Origin of the sequence: Sphaerisporangium krabiense, assembly GCF_014200435.1 — a bacterium.
GTDB classification, from domain to species: Bacteria; Actinomycetota; Actinomycetes; order Streptosporangiales; family Streptosporangiaceae; genus Sphaerisporangium; species Sphaerisporangium krabiense.
The window spans coordinates 768015-788989 of sequence record NZ_JACHBR010000001.1; the positions used below are offsets into that span (position 1 = coordinate 768015).

The window sequence follows — 20975 nt, forward strand, 5'->3', positions numbered from 1 at the left end:
CCCGTGCGGCGCGTTATGCGCGTGAATCGGGGGCCCACCCGGCTACTTCATGCCGTACAGACCCTCTGACCAGCGAAAAAGGGAAATGTAGAAAGAATGTGCAGGAACGCGAAAGGGCCTCCACCCGTCGGGTGGAGGCCCTCACGCTTTCCCGGCGTGCCGGGAGGACGACGTACGGTCGTCAGGCGTCGAGCTCGGCGGTGATGCCCCGCGTCACGTTCGGGTCCACCGGGATGCCCGGGCCCATGGACGTGGAGAACGTCACCTTCTTGAGGTAGCGCCCCTTCGCCGCGGACGGCTTGAGACGGATGATCTCGTCGAGCGCGGCGGAGTAGTTCTCCAGGAGCTGGCGCTCGGGGAACGACACCTTGCCGATGATGAAGTGCAGGTTGGCGTGGCGGTCGACCCGGAACTCGATCTTTCCGCCCTTGATGTCGGTCACGGCCTTGCCCACGGCCGGCGTCACGGTGCCGGTCTTGGGGTTCGGCATGAGGCCGCGCGGGCCGAGGACGCGGCCGAGACGGCCGACCTTGCCCATGAGGTCGGGGGTGGCGACGACGGCGTCGAACTCGTTCAGGCGGTTGCCCTTGGAGATCTCGTCGATCAGCTCGTCGGCCCCGACGATGTCGGCGCCCGCGGCGCGGGCCTCCTCGGCACGGTCACCGGTCGCGAAGACCAGGACCCGGGCGGTCTTGCCGGTGCCGTGCGGGAGGTTGACGGTGCCGCGGACCATCTGGTCGGCCTTGCGGGGGTCGACGCCCAGCCGCAGGGCGACCTCGACGGTCGCGTCGAACTTGGTGACCGAGGTGCTCTTGGCGAGCCGGGCGGCGTCGACAGGGCTGTACAGGTTCTCCCTGTCGACCTGCTGCTCGGCGTTGCGGTAGGTCTTGCTGCGCTTCACGTGCCTCTCCTTGTGGAGTTCGTGGTCGTGGGCCAGCGCGTGGCCCTCCCACGGATGTCCTGTGCTGGTTCGCCGTGCCGCGCTCGGCGGCTCGGGGACGCGGTCAGTCCGCGATGGTGATGCCCATCGACCGGGCGGTGCCGGCGATGATCTTCTCGGCCGCCTCGATGTCGTTGGCGTTGAGGTCGGGCATCTTCGTCTCGGCGATCTGGCGCAGCTGCTCCTTGGTGAGCTTGCCCACCTTGTCGCGAAGCGGGTTGGCGCTGGCCTTGTCGACGCCCGCGGCCTTCTTGATCAGCTCAGGCGCCGGCGGCGTCTTGGTGACGAAGGTGAAGCTGCGGTCTTCGAAGATGGTGATCTCGACGGGGATGATGTTCCCCCGCTGGGCTTCGGTCGCGGCGTTGTACTGCTTCACGAAGTCCATGATGTTGACGCCGTGGGGACCGAGCGCCGTACCGACCGGCGGCGCGGGCGTGGCCTGGCCGGCGGGGAGCTGGACCTTGACCAGGGCCGCGATCTTCTTCTTTGGAGGCATTTCTACTCCGGGTCCTTGACTGCTGCCTGACCCCGCGGAGAGCGGGGGCCCCGAGGGCACGCGCGGGCCACCAAGGGGCCTGCTTCCTCGGGATTTCACCCCGCGGGCGGCCGCACGCCGGCCGCGGGGACGAGTTATCAGTGTATGCGCGCCGTCAGATCACCGAGACCCGACCGTGGGTCAGATCTTGGAGACCTGGTTGAACGACAGCTCCACCGGGGTCTCGCGACCGAAGATGGAGACGAGCACCTTGAGCTTCTGCGACTCGGCGCTGATCTCGCTGACGGTGGCGGGAAGCGTGGCGAAGGGGCCGTCCATGACCGTGACTGACTCGCCGACCTCGAAGTCGACGGTCGCGGCGGCGGCCTTGGCGGTGGTGGTCTTGGCCTGCTCGGTCGGCTCGGGCGCGAGCAGCTTGGCGACCTCGTCCAGGTTCAGCGGGCTGGGCCGGTTGGACAGGCCCACGAAGCCCGTGACGCCGGGCGTGTTGCGCACCGCGGACCAGGACTCGTCGGTCAGGTCCATGCGCACCAGGACGTACCCGGGCAGGACGCGCTCCTTGACCGGGGTGCGCTTGCCCCCCTTGATCTCGGTGACGGTGTGCACCGGGACCTCGACCTGGAAGATGTAGTCCTCCATGTTGAGGGACTGGGTGCGGGTCTCGATATTGGACTTCACGCGGTTCTCGTAGCCCGCGTAGGAGTGGATGACGTACCACTCGCCGGGCAGGCCGCGCATCGCGCGCTTGAACTCTTCGACGGGGTCGACGTCGGGAACGAGATCGCCGTCTTCGTCGGCGGCGCCTGCGGAGGCGGCGGTGTCGCCTGGCTCCTCCACGGCGTCACCGGGAGCGCCGGCCTCGCCGGACTCCTCGGTGATCTCGATCGCCTCTTCCGGCTCTCCCTCCCACTCTTCGTGGGAGGCGCCGGCCGACAGCGGGGACTCGGACACGGTGGCTCTTTCTTCTCTCGACGATGTTGCGATCTTCTGCCGCCCTCGGACTCGGGGCGGCGTGTCGCGTAGCGACGGCAGGATCAGCCGAAGATCGCCAGCACACCCTTCGTGAGCAAGGCGTCCACACCCGCCACGATCCCGACCATGACCAGAACAAAGACGAGGACAATTGTGGTGTAGGAGATGAGATCCTTGCGCGTCGGCCAGATGACCTTACGAAGCTCGGCGACGATCTGCCGATAGAAGAGTGCCGGCGAAGTGCGCTTCTTAGCGGGGCGGCCGGTCGGCTTGCTCGGCCTGTCCGCGGCCTCGCCACGTGTGTCGATCGCCACAGTCCTCACCTGATCCGTCGTTCCTACGCAACTTTGCGGCGGCTTACACGCCATCGGTGCGCGGACCGCACTTCGCAGGGCACGAGGGACTCGAACCCCCAACCGCCGGTTTTGGAGACCGGTGCGCTACCAATTGCGCTAGTGCCCTCTGCCGTGAACCACCTTACCCCGAGCAGTCGGGGGCGCGTCGCTCACTAGTTGCAGAAGTGTACGGGGGAATGGGCCTCACGTCGAACCAACGCGGCAAGCGGGTCACGCCGATCCGTCCCCGCGCGCGTGTCACGGGCGTCGTCCCACGTCGCCGCGGGGGCGGGAATATGCGGCGACGATGGTCCCGGGCGTCTGGAACCATGGAGGTATGACCCGTCCTCGCATCTCAGCGCGCATTTCCGCGATCTCCGAGTCCGCCACGCTGGCCGTCGACGCCAAGGCCAAGGCGATGAAGGCCGCCGGTCGCCCGGTCATCGGCTTCGGCGCCGGCGAGCCGGACTTCCCGACGCCCGACTACATCGTCGAGGCCGCCGTCGAGGCCTGCCGCACCCCGAGGTTCCACAAGTACACGCCGGCCGGGGGGCTTCCCGAGCTCAAGCAGGCCATCGCCGACAAGACCCTGCGCGACTCGGGCGTGGCGGTCGAGGCCGCTCAGGTGCTGGTGACCAACGGCGGCAAGCAGGCCGTCTACGAGGCCTTCGCCACCCTCCTGGACCCGGGCGACGAGGTCATCGTCGTCGCGCCGTACTGGACGACCTACCCGGAGGCCATCAAGCTCGCCGGCGGCGTGCAGGTGGACGTCGTGACCGACGAGTCGACCGGCTACCTGGCCTCGGTGGAGCAGCTGGAGGCGGCGCGCACCGAGCGGACCAAGGTGCTGCTGTTCGTGTCCCCGTCCAACCCGACCGGCGCGGTGTACTCCCCCGAGCAGGTCGAGGCCATCGGGCGCTGGGCCGCCGAGAACGGCCTGTGGGTGGTCACCGACGAGATCTACGAGCACCTGGTGTACGGCGGAGTCCGCTTCACGAGCATCGCGGCGGCGGTGCCCGAGCTCGCCGACCGCGTGGTCGTCCTCAACGGCGTCGCCAAGACCTACGCCATGACCGGCTGGCGGGTGGGCTGGCTGATCGGCCCGAAGGACGTGGTGAAGGCCGCGACGAACCTGCAGTCGCACGCCACCTCCAACGTCTCCAACGTCTCGCAGGCCGCCGCGCTCGCGGCCGTGTCGGGCGACCTGTCGGCGGTGGCCCGGATGCGCGAGGCGTTCGACCGGCGGCGCCAGACCATCGTGCGCATGCTGAACGACATCCCGGGCGTCGTGTGCCCCGAGCCGTTCGGCGCGTTCTACGCCTACGCCTCGGTCAAGGAGCTTCTGGGCAAGGAGATCCGGGGCAACCGGCCGCGGACGTCGGCCGAGCTGGCCGAGCTGGTGCTGGAGGAGGCCGAGGTCGCCGTGGTGCCGGGCGAGGCGTTCGGCACGCCGGGCTACTTCCGCCTGTCCTACGCGCTCGGCGACGACGACCTCGTCGAGGGCGTCAGCCGCCTCGGCAAGCTGCTGGCGGAGGCCCATTAGAGCCGTGCCGCCGCCGCGGCACGCGAGCCGAAGGCCCCGGACCACGCCGGTCCGGGGCCTTCGTCGTGTCGCGGTGGTCAGCGCGTGGCGCGGACGCCGCCGGCGATCGCCTTCAGCTCGTGCCGGGCGCCCTCGGGGCCGATGCGCTCGGCCATGGCCGGGCTCATCATGACCTCGACCGCCGCGCCGGAGCCGAGCGTCCACAGGATCGTCGGCGTGCCCGTGTCGGCCACCTCGGCCCCCTCGCCGAGGCTGGCGATGACGCCGTCGGCGCCGCGCACCGACACCTTCTCGGCCCGCTCGTCCTTCCGGTACGCGGCGAGCAGCGTCTTCATCCGCTTCGCGGCGCCTTTCTCGAAGACGACGATCTGCACGCTGTATTCGCCGGGCGCCTGCTCCGGGGTGACGTACGTGGTCGTGTAACTGGTCGTTCCGAATCCATTTTTGCCCGACCATTTACCCCATATAAGTCCGTCCGGAAGATAACCCACCCGGATTCCGCCGAACGCGCGCCCGTCGCCGAGATCTCCGAGATCCTGCGGCAGCTTCACCTCGCCGGGCGCGGGCGATTCCTCGGCCGGCGGGGGCGTGGCCACCTCCACCCGGTCCGGGCCGCTCTCCGACGGGTCGCCTGAGGGCGTCACCTGCACGGCGGGCGGGCCGCCGGTCGCCGGGCCCGCCGCGCTTCCCGAGGTCAGCGCCGTGTAGGCCGGGAACGCCGCCGCCACCGCCACGGTGAGCGCCGCCGCCCCGGCGACGCGGAACCGCACCAGGTGCGCGCGGCCCCGCCTGCGCACCTCCCGCCCCAGCATCGCCGGGGCGCGCACGTCCGCGACATGGGCGGACATGGCCTCCTTGAGGGCCTCTTCGACGTTCATACCGATGTTCCCTTCAGTACGCCCATGCGCTCCCGCATCCGGGCCAGCCCTCTGGCCGCCTGGCTCTTCACCGTGCCCGCCGAGCAGCCGAGCATCGCGGCGGTCTCGGCCTCCGACATGTCCTCCCAGTACCGGAGGACGACGACCGCCCGCATCCGCGCCGGCAGCCGCCGGAGCTCGCCGATGAGCACGCCCCTCAGGTCGGGGTCGGACTCGGGTGCGGGGGTCTCGGGCGGCCGTGCGAACGTGATCTCCTGGATCACCCTCCGGCGCCGCGACCGGGAGATCGCCGCGTTCACGACGATCTTCCTGGCGTACGCCTCGGGGTTGTCGTGGCGGATGCGCGGCCAGTGCCGGTAGACCTTCTCCAGGGCGCCCTGGGCGAGGTCCTCGGCGTCGTGGGCCGACGCGCCGCAGACGAGAATGGCCGTGCGCAGGAGCGCGGTGCTCCGGGCGGCCAGGAACTCGTCGAAGGCCGCTTCGTCTTCTTCCGTCATTCGAGTCCCCTTTCGCCCTCCCAACGCGCCGGGGCCCTCGGAGGTTGAGTGCCCGAGTGGCGTCGGGACGTGCCGCGCGTACGGCAGGATATGGAGATGGCACGCCCGCTCGACCAGCTCCCCAAGGCCCATCTCCACCTGCACTTCACCGGCTCGATGCGCCATTCGACGCTCCTTGACCTCGCGCGCGAGCACGGAGTGCACCTGCCGGACGCGCTCGTGCAGGACTGGCCGCCGAGGTTGCGCGCGACGGACGAGCGCGGCTGGTTCCGCTTCCAGCGGCTGTACGACATCGCGCGCTCGGTGCTCCGCCGCGACGAGGACGTCTACCGCCTGCTGCGCGAGGCCGCGCAGGACGAGGCGGCCGAGGGGTCGCGCTGGCTGGAGATCCAGGTGGACCCTTCGGGGTACGCCCAGCGGTTCGGCGGGCTCACCGCGACGCTGGAGCTGGTGCTCGACGCCACCGAGAAGGCCGCGCGCGAGACCGGCGTGGGCATCGGCCTGATCGTCGCGGCCAACCGCACCCGGCACCCTCTGGACGCCAAGACCCTGGCCCGGCTGGCCGCCCAGTACGCCGACAAGGGCGTGGTGGGGTTCGGCCTGTCCAACGACGAGCGGCGCGGCCGCGCCCGCGACTTCGACGGGGCGTTCCGCATCGCCAGGCGCGCCGGGCTGCTGGCCGTCCCGCACGGCGGCGAGCTGTCCGGGCCGGCGAGCGTCTCCGAGTGCGTGGACGATCTGGAGGCCGACCGCGTCGGGCACGGAATCCGGGCCGCCGAATCCCCCCGGCTCATGGAGCGGCTGGCCGACCGGCAGATCACCTGCGAGGTGTGCCCCACCTCGAACGTGGGGCTCGGCGTCGCCAAGGGCGCGGCGGACGTCCCGGTGCGGCGCCTGTTCGACGCCGGCGTGCCGATCGCGCTCGGCGCGGACGACCCGTTGCTGTTCGGCGCGCGGCTGCTGCCGCAGTACGAGCTGGCGCGCCAGGTGTACGGCTTCCGCGACGCCGAGGTGGCCGAGCTCGCCCGGCAGTCGATCCGCTTCTCGGCCGCGCCCGACTCCTACAAGAAGGAACTGCTGACGGCGGCCGACGCCTGGCTCACCCGCTGATCCACCTCCCGGCGGACCGGCCGGCCGGCGCAGGAAAAGTCGAAGGCCCGGCGGAGTGCTCCGCCGGGCCGTGCCCGCCCGGCCTTCAGGGGCCGGGCGACCGCGTCACTGCGCGTGGATGTAGATCGTGTCGAAGACCTCGGCGAGCTTGGTCAGGTCCTGCGCGACGCCGCGCTCGGGGTCGCCGGCGTCGAAGGTCACGGCCATCCTGCCGAGCCCCTTGCGGGCCTTGAGGGCCTTCCAGAGGGTGTTGTCCTTGAGCCCCTCGTCGAGGATGCGCCAGACCGCGCCGTCCCAGTCCTGCCGGTGGGTCCACAGCATGACCGTCTGCACGCCCGCCTGCAGCGGCAGGTCGACGCGCAGCTTGGCCGCGGCCTCGGCCTGGGCGGCGGTGAGGTTGGTCGGGCCGCTGTGGGCCAGGCCGACCTCGCGGGCGCCGATGTGCACGCGGGTGTCCCAGCCGCGGGCCCGCACGGTGATCCACTGGTTGCGCAGCGCCTTGTCCGGTGTGACCTTCCACTTGGAGTACTCGCTGGCGAACAGGCCGCTGGAGAGGTTGACGTGGTCCACGTCGCCGGTGAGCACGTACTTCTCGACGTTGGCGCGGGTGATCAGCGGGTACTTGCCGCGCATCGCCGCCTGGCACGGCTCGGAGGCGCCGCAGCCGAGCTCGGGGACCACCACGTCGACGGCGAGCTGCCTGCCCGCCGGCATCGCGGCGCGCAGGGCCGTCGAGGAGTCCTTGACGAACTTGCGGATGTCGTCGGCGGACTTGAAGCCCCAGTAGCCGAGGTCCTGGGCGAACTTGACGCCCACGACGCCGGGCCTGCTCGCCTGCGCGGCCATCGAGGCGACGGCGGCGTCGAACTGCTCCTTGCCCGCCGTCCAGGCCGGGGCCAGCTCGCTCTCGATCCACACGCGCATGCCGAGCTTGACGGCCGCGGCGGCGGCCTTGCCGGTGGCGTCGTTCGGCGGCGTGAGGGCCTGCTTGTCCGGGGTCGTGGTCCGCGGCTGCGGCGCGGTGGAGGCGTCCGGGCGCGGGTCGGCCTGGCCGGTCGGCTCGGGGTCCGCGGGGGCGGACGGCTCCGCCGACGTCTCGGGCAGGGCCCTGGTCTGGTCGTCGGTCTCGTCCGTCGACAGCGGCTGCCCCTCGTCGGGGCCGGTGGAGTTCTCGGCGACCGGCGCCTGATCCTCCTCCACGGGCGCGCCGTTCACGTCGTTGCCCGGTTGCGCGCTCGACGACGGGGCGGGGGTGCCGTCCGGCTTGTCGGAGGTCGTGCTGCCCTCACCGCGCGAGCAGTCGAACTCGCCGCCGAGGCACGCCTTGGACGGAGGGTTGGTGACGTTGCCCTCGGTGTCCTTGCAGACGTACTTGCCGACGCCCTGGTCGTACTTGCACAGGACCTGGTCCTTGTCGGCGCAGTCCTGCATGCCGGGGCCCTTGTTGTTCTTGTCCTTGCAGAACAGCACCGGGCCGGGGAAGGGGACCGCCTCCTCCAGCTTCTTGTTCCCGTCCTTGGTCCAGAAGCGGACGACGTCGAGGGCGTCCTTCGGGGTCTCGGCCATCCAGGAGCAGTACATGTACTCGGGGGTGCCGGAGCCCAGGATGTCGTCACACTGGTTGTTCACGCCCTCGGGCGTGGACGGCGCGGCGAGGGCCATGCCGGTCGGGATGCCTATGGTCAGCGTGAGAAGCACCGCGACGAGCGCGATGATCCATTCGCGTTTGCGAAGTCGGGGCATACGCGGTCTCTCCTCGTTCTTGGCGGGGTTCCTAGCGGGGGATGGGGCAGGGCTTCACATAGGTGATCGTCACGCCGACGTTTCCGGAGCCCGCGGTGCCCTTGTTGTCGCCGGTCCAGGAGATGGACAGGGACGTGGTCAGCGGCTTTCCGCAGTTCTCCTCGCCCGTCCCCGCGTTGACGGAGAACTGGATCGTCGTGCTGTCGCCGTCGGCGACACGTCCGCTGCCGGGTGAGACGCTGACCATCGTGCCCGCGGCCGTCCAGTTGATCGAGCCTCGCTGCGACCGCACGGAGACCGAACCCTGGCGGGTGGTGCCCACGTCCACCGAGCCGGTGGAGGCGGCGAACTGCGGAGGGGGCGGCGGCGGGGGCGGAGGAGGCGGCGGGGGCGCCTGGGTGGACTGCTTGGCCTGCGGCTGGGAGCTCTGCTTGGGCGCCGAGGTCGGCCGTGAGGTCTGCTTGGGCGGAGGGGGAGGGCCGTTCGGGCCGTCCGCCGACGGCGGGTCCGTGCGCCGGGGCTTGCCCGACGGGCTCGCCGAGGGGCGCGAGCTGCTCGACGGCGGCGAGGCCATGGGCGCCGAGGACGTCGGCAGCGTGACGCCGGGCCGCCGGACGCCGCCGGGGCCGGTCGGCGCGGCGGAGCCGACCGGCGTCGCACCGGTGGCCACGGGCGGCGGAGGGGGCGAGTCCACGAGCGGCGGCAGCGACTCGCCCGGCGAGACGACGATCGTGCCGCCGGCCGCCTCGACGTCGACCGGCGCGGTGCCGCTGGGCGCGAACACCAGCGACCAGATCGCGCCCGCGGAGACGACCGCGGCGAGGGTGACGAGCGTGACCCGTCCCCAGCGGATGCGGCTCTCGGGATCGTCGGCGTCGGGGTCGGGCTCCCAGAACTCGGGCTGGGAGGACTTGCCCTCCTCGGCCTTCTTCTCGGGCGTGAACCCCTCTTCGACGGTGAGCGGGGCCTCGGGAGGGGGCGGGTCCTCCAGGGCGTCGGGCTGCACGGGGAAGCCGTCGGGGTGCCAGCTCTCGGTGCGGGTCTCGGCGGCGGTGAAGGAGCCGTCGGCGCCGGAGAAGAGCCGTTCCATGGGGGCCGGGCTGGCGAGGATGGGCATGCGCGTCATCAGCGCCGTCATCGTCACCCCGGGCTTGGCGCCCGCGCAGTCCTTGCACGAGCGGATGTGCCGGGTGATGTGGGCGCGCAGCAGCCGCGTCGGCGACGCGGCCCACGACTTCACCAGGCCGGGCAGCACCGGGCAGCGCGGGTCGGCGCTGCGGGCGTCCACGACGGCGGCCAGCCACTGCTCGGCGTTCTTCCTGCCCGTGCGGGCCGCCGACTCCACGGCGTCGACCGAGATGTCCAGAACCCTGGCGACCTCGTCGGACTTGAGGCCGTGCCGCAGGGTCAGGTCGAGGATCTCGCGTTCGCGGGGCTCCAGGCAGGCGAGCACCTCGACGCCCAGCTCCGGCGAGCCTCCACGCCCCTGGCGGGCGTACGAGCCGGTGTGGGCCACCCCGGCGAGCCGGGACTGGCACTCCGCCCGGGCCAGGGAGTACATCCAGGCGCGCAGGCGGGTGGCGTCGTACAGCCGGTCGGTGTGGGCGACGGCTCCGTGAAGGGCTCCGACCGTCGCCGAAAGAGCGTCGTCGTCGTCCAACAGGGATTGGCAGTAGTCATAGAGATGATCTCCGTACTCACGGCACAGCCGCTCCAGAGCAGCGGGATCATCCCTCCTCAGCACCGGACTCAGCTCTCCTGACATGGTTGCAAATGATAAATCTGGTACCGCCAAAGCAGTCAGAAATATACGGGAGGATGCCTCAGCTTCTGATATCACTTTTGTTACATAACAAACTTCTATACTCTGTTGACTGTCTTGAGGTCTTAACCTCCCCATGAATGCACATGTAGTGACGAATCACCGCATTGTGCGAGAGAAGCCGACGACCACCCCGCCCCCGGAGACGAGAGCACCGTGTCAGACAGCTGGGAGGATCCGCCACGGCGTCGTCCCCCGTACGCCAAGGATTCAACGGGCGGACGTCCGGCGGATGAACGATGGCGCACGTGGGAGACCTCGCTCGACCTGGAGGGCGAAGAGGAGCCGTCCCTGTGGCGCAGGCTCGGCGGCGACCGGCGCGGCGGCATCGTGATCGGCCTGGTCCTCCTGCTCGCCGCGGCTCTCGGGATCTGGTTCGCGCTGCCGGAGTCCTCCGGCGGGCCGAACGTCCCCGCCGCCGTGCGGACCGACCTCCCGGGCCTCCCCGCCGGCTCGGGCGCCTCGCAGACGCCCTCCGCCGGGGCCTCTTTCGGCATCGAGTCCCCGCCTCCCCCGCCGGTGATCACTCCCCCGGCCCCGGGAAAGACCTCGGCCGCGCGCCCGCGCCGTACCGCGGTGCCGCCCCCGCCCGCCTCCGCTGCGCCCTCGCGCCCGCCCGTCCCCCGCGCGAGCGCCACGCCGCGCCGGACGTCCAAGCCGTCCCCCAAGCCGACGCACCGGCGGACCAGGAAGCCCGTACCCACCACCGGGCCCACCGCTCCCCCGCCGCCTCCGACCTCGTCCCGCCCCACCTCCCGGCCGACCCGCACCACGGCCCCGCAGACGGGTCCGAGCGTCCCCCCGCCCCCGCCGGGCGGATGAGGGGCCGCACCGGCAGGAGGTGACGGCCCCGCTGCGGCCCGCCGCGGCCCCTGACGGCCCTCAGCGGAGCGATTCGGCGACGCGGCGGGCCCGGTCGAGCTCGGCGGGGCCTTCCAGGCGGTAGCCGGCCTCGCCGCGCTGCCAGATCAGCGTGGGGGCGGCGGCGCGCGGCAGCGTGCGGGTCGTGCCGTCGGCGGGCAGGTACGTCACCTGGTGCGGCCCGCCGATCCACCAGCCCTTGGCCGTGCCCACCACGACCTCCTCGGGGAACGGCCCGCCGAGGTCCTTGCGCCACAGCGGGGTCAGCACGCCCTCGTAGGCGTCCAGTCGCACACCGGGCCAGAGCAGCGACACCACGCGGCCGCCGTCGCTCACCCGCACGTCCCGTGGCTCGCCGAGCGCGGCCGGGACGGCGAACGGGAACCGCACCGCGCGGCGGGCTTCCTCCAGGGTGACCCGCCGCTCGCCGGGCAGCGGGCTCGGGGCCCCGCCCGGCAGCGGACGCGGTTCCTCGCCGATGTGCGCCTCGATGCCCGCGAAGCGGAGCACCGCCCCAACGGCGGCCTGCCCCTGCGGGGTGAGCCCGGCGAGCAGGGCGACGACCGCCGTCACGCCCGCGGCCACCCACCGCCACGCCCGCCGCCGTCCCGTACGCCCGGGACGGCGCGGTCGGCGCGCTTCGGGCGGCGCGGTACCGGCCCGTTCCCGCCCTTCCAGGCGCGCCCGCACGGCCCGCGCCACGTCGGAGGGCGGCGGCTCGGGAACGCGGAGGGCCTCGCCGAGGGCGCGCAGCTCGGCCTCCAGCTCCTCCGCGCCGGCCTCGTCAGGAGAGTTCATGGCCCACCTCCTTCCGCAGCCTGGCGAGCCCCCGGAACGTGCGGGACTTGACGGAGCCGAGCGGCCAGCCGAGCACCTCGGCGGTCTCGGCCTCGGACAACTGCAGGAGATACCTGCAGACCACCGCCTGTCGTTCCCGCTCGGGCAGCGCCCGCACGGCCTCCAGCAGCCGGGCGCGCCGGTCGCCCGCGATGGCGACGCCCTCGGGGTCGTCGGGCGCCCGGGTCTCCGGCTCGACGCCGATCTTGAGCACCAGGTCGTTCCTGCGCCCGCGCGAGCGGGTGAGGTCGTGGGTCAGGTTGGCGACGATCCTGAGCAGCCACGGCTTGAACGCGGCATCGCTCCGGAAGCCGGACAAATACCGAAATGCTCTGACGAAGGCCTCCTGGACCACGTCCTCGGCCTCGTCACCCGCGCCGAGCAGCGCGGCCGTACGGTGGGCCACCGCACTGTAGCGGGTGACCAGCACCTCGTAGGCGGCGAGGTCCCCGGCCAAGGACCGGGTTATCGCCTCGTCGTCGTCCGTCGGGAGCTCCTCGGAGTGCGCCTTTGCCGCAGAAAGGTAGTTTCCCGGGCCGCCGCTCGCAAAGGAACCGCCGGACCCGTTTCCCGCGCCACTACAGGGGAACTCGGACTTCTCGCGTGAGGGGACCGCTAGACTCGGTGCCCATCCGTGACCGTGGCATCCGACCGGGGCCGCGGTCTTCGAGTGAACGAGGCTGGGCGGGACGCATGTCTGGGTATGACCGCGTGGTGCAACCGGCGGCCGGCGACGAGGCTCTGGAGAACCACCTCGGCGGCGACGAGGCCAAGAACTACCGGCGGTACGAGTTCGACATGGTGGCCCCGCACGTCGGCAGGTCGATGCTGGAGATCGGCTCGGGTCTCGGCCACTTCGCCGAGCAGTTCCTGCCGCGCCTCGACCGCCTGGTGGTGAGCGACTTCGACCCCTACTGCGTCGAGCAGCTCGCCAAGCGGTTCGACGGCCGCGACGACATCGAGGTGCTGCAGTTCGGCCTGCCCACCGAGATCCCGCTGGCCAAGCCGGTCGACACGGTCGTCATGATGAACGTCCTCGAACACATCGAGGAGGACGTCGAGGCGCTGCGCTCCCTGGCCAAGGTGACCGCGCCGGGCGGCCGCATCATCATCTGGGTGCCCGGCTACATGCAGCTCTACGGCGACTTCGACCGCAAGGTCGGCCACGTCACCCGCTACACCCCCGCCACGCTGGGCCGCACGGTCCGGGCGGCCGGGCTGAAGCCCGCGGTGCTCAAGCCGATCAACTTCCTGGGCGGCATCGCCTGGTGGGCGGCCGTCCGCCGCGGCGGCGTCGGCTACCCCGACCCCCGCCTGGTCAAGATCTACGACCGCACGGTGGTGCCGACCACCCGCTTCATCGAGCGCTTCATCCGCCCGCCCTTCGGCCAGACCGTCTTCTGCGTGGCCCGCGTCCCGCACTGACCGCCGTCTCTCGGCGATATCACAGGGTTTCCTCCCCGTTCTCCTAGCGGCGTGCGATGAGCTGCCGCCATGCGACTCATCTCCACGGCGCTCGTCCTCGTCCGGCGGCGCCACGGCCTGACCTCGGCCTGGGCGACGAGCCCGGATACTTGAGTCCGGAAGAACGGTGCGAAGTGGGCAGGCATGAGCGACCAGCAGAACAAGCCGCGCGTCCTCGTCGTCGACGACGAGCGCAACATCCGTGACCTCGTGGGCGTCGCCCTGCGCTTCCACGGGTTCGAGGTGGTCAGCGCCTCGCGAGGGTACGAGGCGCTGGAGCTGGCGCTCTCGGGGGCGCCCGACCTCATCGTGCTGGACGTCATGCTGCCCGATCTGGACGGGTTCGAGCTGTGCCGCCGGCTGCGCGCCCACGGCGACGACGTCCCCGTCATCTTCCTGACCGCCCGCGACACCTCGGCCGACACCGTGCACGGGCTCACGCTCGGCGGCGACGACTACGTCACCAAGCCGTTCTCCGTGGAGGCCCTGGTGGCGCGGGCGCGGGCCGTGCTGAGGCGGGGCCGCCGCGCGGCGGAGGACTCCGGCGCGCCGGACCAGGAGGTGCTGGCCGTGGCCGACCTCGAACTGGACGAGGCCCGCTGGGAGGTCAGGCGCGGCGGCGTCCCGGTCGAGCTGTCCCCCACCGAGTTCCGGCTGCTGGCCTTCCTGATGCGCCACCCCGGCCAGGTGCTCACCAAGGCGCAGTTGCTGGAGCACGTGTGGGGCTTCGGCACGCAGTCACAGGTCGTGGAGACCTATATCTCCTACCTGCGCCGCAAGCTGGACCCGCTCGGCCCGCCGCTCATCCACACCCAGCGCGGTGTGGGGTACGCGCTGCGCCCCGCGCAGGAGTCGTGATGCCGTGCCCTCGGGCGAAGGCGCCCGCACTCCCGGAACCAGGCACGATGGCATCGTGATGACGCTCAGAGGACGCCTCCTCGCCGGCCTGCTCTCGGTGACCCTGGTGGGCCTGGCCGTCCTGTCGGTGGTCAGCGTCCTGGTGCTGCGCAGTCACATGATCGACCGCACGGACGCGGCGCTGGCCGCCGCCGCGCAGGCGTCGGCGGCCCGGCTCGGCAAGGCGACGGGCATCGCCCTGGTCAACGCCAGCCCCACGTACGCGATCGCCATGCTGAACACCTCCACCAACCGCGGCCGGCTGCTGTCCGGCGACGACGCCGAGGCGGCCGGGCTGCCCGCCGTCCTGGAGAAGCTGGGCGCGGCCAAGGTGACGGCGCTCGCCGACGACGGCCGGCCGTTCGCGCTCAGCGAGCGGCTGCGCGCGGCGGCGGCCCACATGCCGAGCGGCGAGCGCGTGATCGTCTTCGCGGTGCCGCTCGACGAGGTGGCCGACTCGATCCGCCAGCTCGTCGTCACCGAGCTGGTCACCGGGGCCGTGCTCATGATCCTGCTCGTGCTGCTCGGCAGGTCGCTGATCGGCAAGGGCCTAGCTCCGCTGTCGCGCATGGCGACGACCGCCAGGCTGGTCGCCGAGGGAGGCGACCTGTCGGCCCGCATGCCCGAGGGCAGGTCCGAGGCCGGGCGCCTCGGCTCGACGATCAACGTCATGCTGACCCGCATCCAGGACGCCTTCGCGGCCCGCTGGGCGTCGGAGGAACGCGTCCGCCGCTTCGCCGCCGACGCCTCCCACGAGTTGCGCAACCCGCTGACGACGATCTCCGGGTACGCCGAGCTGTACCGGCAGGGTGCGATCCCCGACGAGGAGGTGCCGCAGGTGATGCGCCGGATCGAGGACGAGGCGGGCCGCATGACCCGGCTGGTCTCCGAGCTGCTGGAGCTGGCCCGGCTGGACAAGGGCGCGCCGCTCAGCGTCGCGCCCGTCGATCTGACCGCGGTGGCGACGGAGGTCGCCGACGACTTCTCCGCGCTGAACCCCGAGCATCCGGTGCGGGTCGCGGCTCCGGACAAGCTGGTCGCGGTCGTGGACGAGGTGCGGATCCGTCAGGTGCTGGTCAACCTGCTGGCCAACGTCCGCGCGCACACCCCGCCCGGGACCGAGGCGACCGTGCGGCTGGAAGCGCCGGTGGTGCTGGAGGTGAGCGACGACGGCCCTGGCATGTCCCCCGAGAACGCGGCGCGGGCCTTCGACCGGTTCCACCACGCCTCCCCCGGCGACGGCGACGGCAGCGGCCTCGGCCTGGCGATCGTCCAGGCCATCGCGAGCGCGCACGGCGGGCAGGCGACCCTGCGTTCCCTGCCCGGGCAGGGCACCGTGGTCCGCGTCGAGGTCCCCGACCTCGCGGCCCGCTGAGCCGCGCGGCCGCTCCCCCGTCGTCCGGCCATCGCGCAGGAACGTTCCAGCGCCGGTGGCGCGGGGTCAGACGGTGATGACGAACTTGCCGCGGGCGCGGCCTTCGCGCAGGTGGCGCAGGGCCTCGGGGGCCTGGTCCAGCGGATAGGCGCGGTCGATGACGGGCCTGACCGCGCCGGACTCGATGAGGTCGGTCAGGGCCAGCAGGTCCTCCAACGGTTCCGCCGAGAGCAGCGGGCGCAGGGTGTGGCCGACGAACGGGTTCAGGACCAGCGCGACGAGCTGCCGATGGGTGCCCCCGAGCAGGCGGCCCGAGCCTTCGCCGCCGGCGAGGACGAGCGTGCCCCGGGGCGCGAGGGCGGCGCGCATGACCCGCAGTGAGCGGATACCCGCGATGTCGATGGCGACGTCGAACCCGCGCGCCCGGGTGGCGAAGTCCTCGCGGGTGTAGTCGATGACGTCCTCCGCGCCGAGCGAGCGGACCAGGTCCGCCTTCCCGGTACTGCACACGCCGGTGACCTCGCCGCCGAACGCCTTGGCGATCTGCACCGTGTACGTCCCGACGCCTCCCCCGGCGCCGGTGATCAGCACCCGCTGCCCCGGCCGCACCCGTCCGGCGTCCCGGACGGCCTTGAGCGCGGTGCAGGCGGACGCGGGGACGGCCGCCGCCTGCTCCAGGGTGAGGCTCGGCGGTTTGGGCGCCAGCCGGTCCTCGCGGACGGCGGCGTACTCGGCGTACGACCCGTCGCTGGTGCCGAACACCTCGTCGCCGGGGGCGAACCGGGTCACGTTCCGGCCGACCTCCTCGACGACCCCGGCGATGTCGCGGCCCCGGACGGGGAACTTCGGCCTGCGCAGCCCGAACCCCGCCAGCCTCACCGGGTACGGCAGACCGGCCATGAGGTGCCACACCCCCTGGTCCACGCCCGCCGCGTGGACCCGGACGAGCACCTCGCCGTCCCCGGCCACCGGCCGCGCGACGTCCCTTAACTCAAGAGCGTCGAACGAGCCGAATCTGTCCTGCACGATCGCCTTCATGGCGTCTCTCCCTGACTGTCCGGATACTGGAATACGTCGTCGAGCGGTACGTCGAACACCCGGGCGATCTGGAACGCCACCTCCAGCGACGGCGAGTACTTGCCCTGCTCGATGGCGATGATCGTCTGCCGGGTCACGCCGATGCGGTCGGCCAGGTCGGCCTGCGTCATCTCTCCGTGCGCGAACCTGAGGGCTCTGATCGAGTTGGTGATCTTGGTCCGTTTCACCACGGCTGGAAGCCCCAGCGGTAGGCGGCGATCTTGGCGATCGAGCTGAGGATCGCCGACAGGACGAACGCCAGGTACATCGCGTTGGCGATCCAGAACGTGTCCCACTCGGCCAGCGCCATGAGGATCACGGCGACGCCGCCGATGGCCACGAACGACTGGCCGATGTGCTCGCCGAACCGGTAGATCTCGCGGTCACGGACGTCCTTCTTGCCGGCGTCCCGGGGCGAGGCGACGGCGACGGCGATGTTCAGGACGATCCCGGCCACGATGCCGCCGCCGATGGTCCACAGCATCGTCGCCGCGTACGGCACGTCGGCGAGCGGCGCGTCCCCCGCCCGGCCGAGGATGATCACGGCGTAGATCGCGTACGCCCCGATCGCGACCAACCCCATGATCCACGCGTTCTTCTCTTCTGAGGGCATGCGACGAATGTAAAGCAGACGCGACACGATGTCTAGTATTTTTGACATTGCCCAGCTCAGAGCGGGTATCGCCTGCCCCGGGGCGGGCGGCGGATAAATCGGTTGCGGGTGATCCTGGCGGTCTCGTACCGTCAGGGCATGCGCATTTTTCCTTACTGACGGCCTCGATCGGTCCTCGCCGACCGATCCGCCGGCACTCGGCTCCCTGATCCCGTCCATCCAGACGCGGTAGCTGAGCGGCTTCCCGCGGCATGATCCTCTGCCGCGTCGCCATCCGTAAGGAGACCTCTTATGCGTGCTCGTTCTTTGCCCATGCCGGTGTTCCAGCACGGCGCCCAGCCGGGACCTACTCCACAGCCCGGCAGGCGTCAGCCTCCGGCCCCGCGGCGCGTTCCGGTGCCGCGCGCGCCCATCAGGCGCGTGCCGCCTCGCCGCCAGCCGAAGGGACGCTGACCGGCCCACCCACGGGACCGCCCGATCGGACGGCGGCCCCGTGACGGCGACGCTCCGCTCCCCGCGTGCCCGCGCGAACCCCTATCGCCCGCAGGGCCGCGGGGGCGGAGCGCCGCCGCTTCCCTCCCCGGCCGCCGAGCCGGGGCACGCCGTCAGAGGCGTTCGATGATGGTGACGTTGGCCTGGCCGCCGCCCTCGCACATCGTCTGCAGGCCGTACCTGCCGCCGGTGCGCTCCAGCTCGTGCAGCAGCTTGGTCATCAGGATCGCGCCGGTGCCGCCCAGCGGGTGGCCGAGCGCGATGGCGCCGCCGTTGGGATTGGTGCGCGCCGGGTCGGCGCCGATCTCCTTGAGCCAGGCCAGCGGGACCGGCGCGAACGCCTCGTTGATCTCGATGACGTCGATGTCGCCGATCGACAGCCCCGCCTTCTCCAGCGCCCGCCGGGTGGCCGGGATCGGCGCGGTGAGCATGTACACCGGGTCATCGCCGACGAGGGCGAGCTGGACGATCCGGGCGCGCGGGGTGAGCCCGTGGTCGCGAACCGCCCGCTCGGAGGCGATCAGTATCGCGCCGGAGCCGTCGGAGATCTGCGAGGAGGTGGCCGCGGTGATCCGCCCGCCGTCGCGCAGCGTCTTCAGCCCGGCCATCTTCTCCAGCGTCGTGTCCGCCCGGGGGCCCTCGTCGTCCTCGACCCCGTTGACCGGCGCGATCTGGTCCTTGAAGTAGCCGTTGGCGACGGCCTTGGCGGCCCGCTGGTGGCTCTCGTACGCGTACCGTTCCAGCTCGTCGCGCTCCAGGCCCCACTTCTCGCACATCAGCTCGGCCCCGCGGAACTGCGAGATCTCCTGCTTGCCGTACCGCTCGACCCACAGGTCGCCGAAGGGGAACGGCATCCCCTTCTCCAGCGCGGCGGTGACGCTCGACCCCATCGGCACGACGCTCATCGACTCGACGCCCGCCGCCACCACCAGGTCCTGCGTGCCCGACAGCACGCCCTGGGCCGCGAAGTGGATCGACTGCTGCGACGAGCCGCACTGCCGGTCGATCGTGACGCCCGGCACGGACTCCGGCAGGCCCGCGGAGAGCCACGCGTTGCGGGCGATGTCCATGCTCTGCGGCCCGAACTGCATGACGCAGCCCATGATCACGTCCTCGACCGCCGCGGGGTCGACGCCGGTGCGCTCCACCAGGGCCTTGAGCGTGTGCGCGGCCAGGTCGGTGGGGTGGACGGTGGACAGGCCGCCCTTCCTCTTCCCGACCGGGCTACGGACCGCCCCGACGATGTACGCCTCTGCCACGGTGCCTCCTGGGGTTCATCCCGCCTGAAACCGAGCAACATTCGGTAGCTACGAGCGTATTACAGAATAATCCTCTACGGAGCGCCGAGCCCGCTCGCGCGCCTCACCTCACGTACTCGACCTTCTTCCCCGAACGGCCTGGGAAGACCACGATCAGGTGCTGCTCATAGGCCTGCGCCTCGCCCCCGGCATAGACCCGCACCCGATACCGCCCGGGGCCCTTCACCGCGAGGTTCGGCAGGCGCACCGCGGACCCCTCGTCGGCGCCGTCCTCCAGCATGGGCACCACCAGCCGGCCGCTCGTGCTGACCACGCCGACCTCAGTCACCTGCTTCCACCCTTTCAGCCGCAGCGGCGGGGCCGAGTCGAACGCCTTCACGGTCAGGCACATCGGCGCGTTCTCGCTCTCGGTCATCACGGTCACCGCGCCCCCGCCCGCGCCCACGAACCCGTCGTCCAGCGCCGCGTCCACACTCTCCCGGCCGCTCTCACGCTCGGGGTCGTAGATGCCGTACCCGCCCCCCTCGAACAGGAAGTACGCGGACGTGCCCTCGCGCCGGGCCCGCACCCTCGGCCAGGCTTCGCGGCACCGGGCGTTCTCCTCGGCCACGTACCGGTCGGCCTCCGCCCGCTCCTCGGCCTCAGAACGCGGCAGGTCGGGCTGCCGCGCGCCGACCACGTCCGGGCAGGTGGGAAGGTAGTCGCTGGTCCAGCGGTACTCACTGGTCCACTGGTAGCACCTGTCCTCCCGGCCGCTGTAGGTGCGGCGAGGCGTCTGCTCGGCCTCGATCATCGCGATCATCGGCACGAGGACGACCGCCGCCGAGGCCAGCCTGAAGGCGCGAGGCGGCCCGGCGGGGGCGACGCCGACGGCAGCGGGCCCGGCGCCCGGGGCGGCCAGCTCGTGGGCCGAGCGGGCGAGCCACACCGTGTAGAAGACGTTCAGTTCGTCCGACAGCCACTCGATCACCAGGGCCTCGGGGCCGAACAGGGGTACCAGGAGGCCCCCGAAGAACTGGAACCCGTACGGCATCGCCAGGCCGGCGAGGCCGAAGGTGACCGTGGCACGGCTCCAGCGCCCGTCCCGCCGCTGGGCGATGAGGATCATCAGCAGCCAGGCGGAATCGGCCGGCGAGATGAGCCAGCCGGTGTTGGGCCAATGGACCCCCGGGAGTTCGTCGATCACGCTCTCCAGGGAGAGGACCACGCAGACCGAGGCGAGGACGAGGCCCACGGCGCGGAACCGCGAGGACTCACCGGTGAGGACCAGGAGGAACATCACCCACAGCGGGCCCCACACCAGCAGGAAGAATGCCTCGGCGAGCGCGTCGGGAAGCAGCTCGCCCGGCAGCCACAGGACCGCCGAGATGGCGGCGGCCCAGTAGAGCAGCCGCCGCACCCGGATCACTCGCCGGTCGGTGCCCGCGTCCGGGCGTGCGGGCAGGCGCAGGATCTGCCAGAACATCCACGTGTTGAGCACCGCGACCACGGTGAGCCCGGCCGCCATGGCCTTCGGGCCGAACAACGCGTCGTCCAACCGGAATCCAGCGGCCCACTCCCAGACAACGCCCAAGCGGAAGACGCGCAGATCGTCGTTGACGAGGGCGATCACCGCCGCGACGGCTACGGACACCAGGTAGAGCCCGGCCGCGAGTAACCCCAAGTGCCGCCTCAACACACCATCCCCCTCACACGACAGGAAGATGATCTTAGGGTGCAAGACACCACAAAGTGCGCTGAATTGGGCGTTCCACCTGCACCCTT

21 protein-coding genes and 1 tRNA gene are annotated in these 20975 nt (G+C 71.6%); 6 read left to right on the plus strand and 16 right to left on the minus strand.

The features are described from left to right. Positions 1–181: 181 nt before the first annotated feature. From rplA to BJ981_RS03280, 5 genes are all read right to left on the minus strand, one after another. On the minus strand, positions 182–901 hold the full coding sequence (rplA, locus tag BJ981_RS03260; RefSeq protein WP_184608239.1) for a 50S ribosomal protein L1: 720 nt from the start codon (positions 899–901) through the stop codon (positions 182–184). A gap of 103 nt (positions 902–1004) precedes the next feature. Next, the gene (gene rplK / locus BJ981_RS03265; RefSeq protein WP_184608240.1) at positions 1005–1436 is read right to left on the minus strand and encodes a 50S ribosomal protein L11; all 432 of its coding nucleotides are present in this window, start codon (positions 1434–1436) and stop codon (positions 1005–1007) included. A gap of 180 nt (positions 1437–1616) precedes the next feature. Continuing rightward, positions 1617–2387 carry a transcription termination/antitermination protein NusG gene (gene nusG / locus BJ981_RS03270; protein WP_184608241.1) on the minus strand — a complete coding sequence of 257 codons (771 nt, stop codon included), beginning with the start codon at positions 2385–2387 and terminating at the stop codon, positions 1617–1619. An 83-nt stretch (positions 2388–2470) separates the two neighbouring features. Then, positions 2471–2722 (minus strand): preprotein translocase subunit SecE, encoded by a 252-nt coding sequence (secE, locus tag BJ981_RS03275; protein WP_184608242.1) that lies wholly within the window; start codon positions 2720–2722, stop codon positions 2471–2473. Between the two features lie 75 nt (positions 2723–2797). Further along, positions 2798–2870, minus strand: a tRNA-Trp gene (locus BJ981_RS03280). A gap of 210 nt (positions 2871–3080) precedes the next feature. On the opposite strand from BJ981_RS03280, the gene BJ981_RS03285 reads away from it, so the two are divergent. Continuing rightward, a complete protein-coding gene (locus tag BJ981_RS03285) occupies positions 3081–4286 on the plus strand; it encodes a pyridoxal phosphate-dependent aminotransferase (RefSeq protein WP_184608243.1) in 1206 nt (401 codons plus the stop codon). Between the two features lie 77 nt (positions 4287–4363). Here the strand turns inward: BJ981_RS03285 and BJ981_RS03290 are convergent, their stop codons facing one another. Together BJ981_RS03290 and BJ981_RS03295 are read right to left on the minus strand one after the other, a co-directional pair. After that, positions 4364–5164: a hypothetical protein gene (locus tag BJ981_RS03290; protein WP_184608244.1), complete on the minus strand. Its 801-nt coding sequence runs from the start codon at positions 5162–5164 to the stop codon at positions 4364–4366. Continuing rightward, entirely contained in the window at positions 5161–5661 is a 501-nt protein-coding gene (locus BJ981_RS03295) for a SigE family RNA polymerase sigma factor (protein ID WP_184608245.1), read from the minus strand. Before BJ981_RS03295 ends, BJ981_RS03290 begins: the two co-directional genes overlap by 4 nt. Positions 5662–5757: 96 nt before the next feature. Between BJ981_RS03295 and BJ981_RS03300 the strand changes: the two genes are divergently transcribed. After that, positions 5758–6771 carry an adenosine deaminase gene (locus BJ981_RS03300; protein WP_184608246.1) on the plus strand — a complete coding sequence of 338 codons (1014 nt, stop codon included), beginning with the start codon at positions 5758–5760 and terminating at the stop codon, positions 6769–6771. A gap of 105 nt (positions 6772–6876) precedes the next feature. On the opposite strand, the gene BJ981_RS03305 is transcribed toward BJ981_RS03300, so the two are convergent. Beyond that, entirely contained in the window at positions 6877–8514 is a 1638-nt protein-coding gene (locus BJ981_RS03305; RefSeq protein WP_184608247.1) for a hypothetical protein, read from the minus strand. 31 nt (positions 8515–8545) lie between these two features. Next, a complete protein-coding gene (locus BJ981_RS03310; RefSeq protein WP_184608248.1) occupies positions 8546–10279 on the minus strand; it encodes a sigma-70 family RNA polymerase sigma factor in 1734 nt (577 codons plus the stop codon). Between the two features lie 213 nt (positions 10280–10492). Here BJ981_RS03310 and BJ981_RS03315 point away from each other — a divergent pair, with 213 nt between their 5' ends. After that, complete coding sequence (locus tag BJ981_RS03315; protein WP_184608249.1) at positions 10493–11158, plus strand: hypothetical protein; 666 nt, start codon at positions 10493–10495, stop codon at positions 11156–11158. A gap of 60 nt (positions 11159–11218) precedes the next feature. Here the strand turns inward: BJ981_RS03315 and BJ981_RS03320 are convergent, their stop codons facing one another. After that, positions 11219–11995, minus strand: a complete 777-nt coding sequence (locus tag BJ981_RS03320; protein ID WP_184608250.1) for a hypothetical protein — start codon at positions 11993–11995, stop codon at positions 11219–11221. Beyond that, positions 11982–12491, minus strand: a complete 510-nt coding sequence (locus BJ981_RS03325) for an RNA polymerase sigma factor (RefSeq protein WP_221314640.1) — start codon at positions 12489–12491, stop codon at positions 11982–11984. Before BJ981_RS03325 ends, BJ981_RS03320 begins: the two co-directional genes overlap by 14 nt. A 257-nt stretch (positions 12492–12748) precedes the next feature. On the opposite strand from BJ981_RS03325, the gene BJ981_RS03330 reads away from it, so the two are divergent. The 3 genes from BJ981_RS03330 to BJ981_RS03340 all read left to right on the plus strand — a co-directional run bounded on the left by BJ981_RS03330 (position 12749) and on the right by BJ981_RS03340 (position 15770). After that, on the plus strand, positions 12749–13459 hold the full coding sequence (locus tag BJ981_RS03330) for a class I SAM-dependent methyltransferase (RefSeq protein WP_239139754.1): 711 nt from the start codon (positions 12749–12751) through the stop codon (positions 13457–13459). A 183-nt stretch (positions 13460–13642) separates the two neighbouring features. Beyond that, positions 13643–14356 (plus strand): response regulator transcription factor, encoded by a 714-nt coding sequence (locus BJ981_RS03335; protein ID WP_184608252.1) that lies wholly within the window; start codon positions 13643–13645, stop codon positions 14354–14356. Positions 14357–14414: 58 nt separating this feature from the next. Next, positions 14415–15770: a sensor histidine kinase gene (locus BJ981_RS03340; protein WP_184615563.1), complete on the plus strand. Its 1356-nt coding sequence runs from the start codon at positions 14415–14417 to the stop codon at positions 15768–15770. A 66-nt stretch (positions 15771–15836) separates the two neighbouring features. Here the strand turns inward: BJ981_RS03340 and BJ981_RS03345 are convergent, their stop codons facing one another. The 5 genes from BJ981_RS03345 to BJ981_RS03365 all read right to left on the minus strand — a co-directional run bounded on the left by BJ981_RS03345 (position 15837) and on the right by BJ981_RS03365 (position 20874). Then, entirely contained in the window at positions 15837–16808 is a 972-nt protein-coding gene (locus BJ981_RS03345; RefSeq protein WP_184608253.1) for an NAD(P)-dependent alcohol dehydrogenase, read from the minus strand. After that, positions 16805–17038 (minus strand): helix-turn-helix transcriptional regulator, encoded by a 234-nt coding sequence (locus BJ981_RS03350; RefSeq protein WP_184608254.1) that lies wholly within the window; start codon positions 17036–17038, stop codon positions 16805–16807. The genes BJ981_RS03345 and BJ981_RS03350 overlap by 4 nt, the downstream gene beginning before the upstream one ends. Beyond that, positions 17032–17460 (minus strand): hypothetical protein, encoded by a 429-nt coding sequence (locus tag BJ981_RS03355; RefSeq protein WP_184608255.1) that lies wholly within the window; start codon positions 17458–17460, stop codon positions 17032–17034. Before BJ981_RS03355 ends, BJ981_RS03350 begins: the two co-directional genes overlap by 7 nt. Positions 17461–18065: 605 nt before the next feature. Next, the gene (locus tag BJ981_RS03360) at positions 18066–19211 is read right to left on the minus strand and encodes an acetyl-CoA C-acetyltransferase (RefSeq protein WP_184608256.1); all 1146 of its coding nucleotides are present in this window, start codon (positions 19209–19211) and stop codon (positions 18066–18068) included. A gap of 103 nt (positions 19212–19314) precedes the next feature. Then, positions 19315–20874 carry a hypothetical protein gene (locus tag BJ981_RS03365; RefSeq protein WP_221314641.1) on the minus strand — a complete coding sequence of 520 codons (1560 nt, stop codon included), beginning with the start codon at positions 20872–20874 and terminating at the stop codon, positions 19315–19317. Positions 20875–20975: the final 101 nt, after the last annotated feature.

Coding starts and splice junctions, on each gene's coding strand:
- rplK (WP_184608240.1), bottom strand. CDS start 1,436: ATGCCTCCAAAGAAGAAGATCGCGGCCCTGGTCAAGGTCCAGCTCCCC.
- BJ981_RS03285 (WP_184608243.1), top strand. CDS start 3,081: ATGACCCGTCCTCGCATCTCAGCGCGCATTTCCGCGATCTCCGAGTCC.
- BJ981_RS03290 (WP_184608244.1), bottom strand. CDS start 5,164: ATGAACGTCGAAGAGGCCCTCAAGGAGGCCATGTCCGCCCATGTCGCG.
- BJ981_RS03295 (WP_184608245.1), bottom strand. CDS start 5,661: ATGACGGAAGAAGACGAAGCGGCCTTCGACGAGTTCCTGGCCGCCCGG.
- BJ981_RS03300 (WP_184608246.1), top strand. CDS start 5,758: ATGGCACGCCCGCTCGACCAGCTCCCCAAGGCCCATCTCCACCTGCAC.
- BJ981_RS03305 (WP_184608247.1), bottom strand. CDS start 8,514: ATGCCCCGACTTCGCAAACGCGAATGGATCATCGCGCTCGTCGCGGTG.
- BJ981_RS03310 (WP_184608248.1), bottom strand. CDS start 10,279: ATGTCAGGAGAGCTGAGTCCGGTGCTGAGGAGGGATGATCCCGCTGCT.
- BJ981_RS03320 (WP_184608250.1), bottom strand. CDS start 11,995: ATGAACTCTCCTGACGAGGCCGGCGCGGAGGAGCTGGAGGCCGAGCTG.
- BJ981_RS03335 (WP_184608252.1), top strand. CDS start 13,643: ATGAGCGACCAGCAGAACAAGCCGCGCGTCCTCGTCGTCGACGACGAG.
- BJ981_RS03340 (WP_184615563.1), top strand. CDS start 14,415: ATGACGCTCAGAGGACGCCTCCTCGCCGGCCTGCTCTCGGTGACCCTG.
- BJ981_RS03345 (WP_184608253.1), bottom strand. CDS start 16,808: ATGAAGGCGATCGTGCAGGACAGATTCGGCTCGTTCGACGCTCTTGAG.
- BJ981_RS03355 (WP_184608255.1), bottom strand. CDS start 17,460: ATGCCCTCAGAAGAGAAGAACGCGTGGATCATGGGGTTGGTCGCGATC.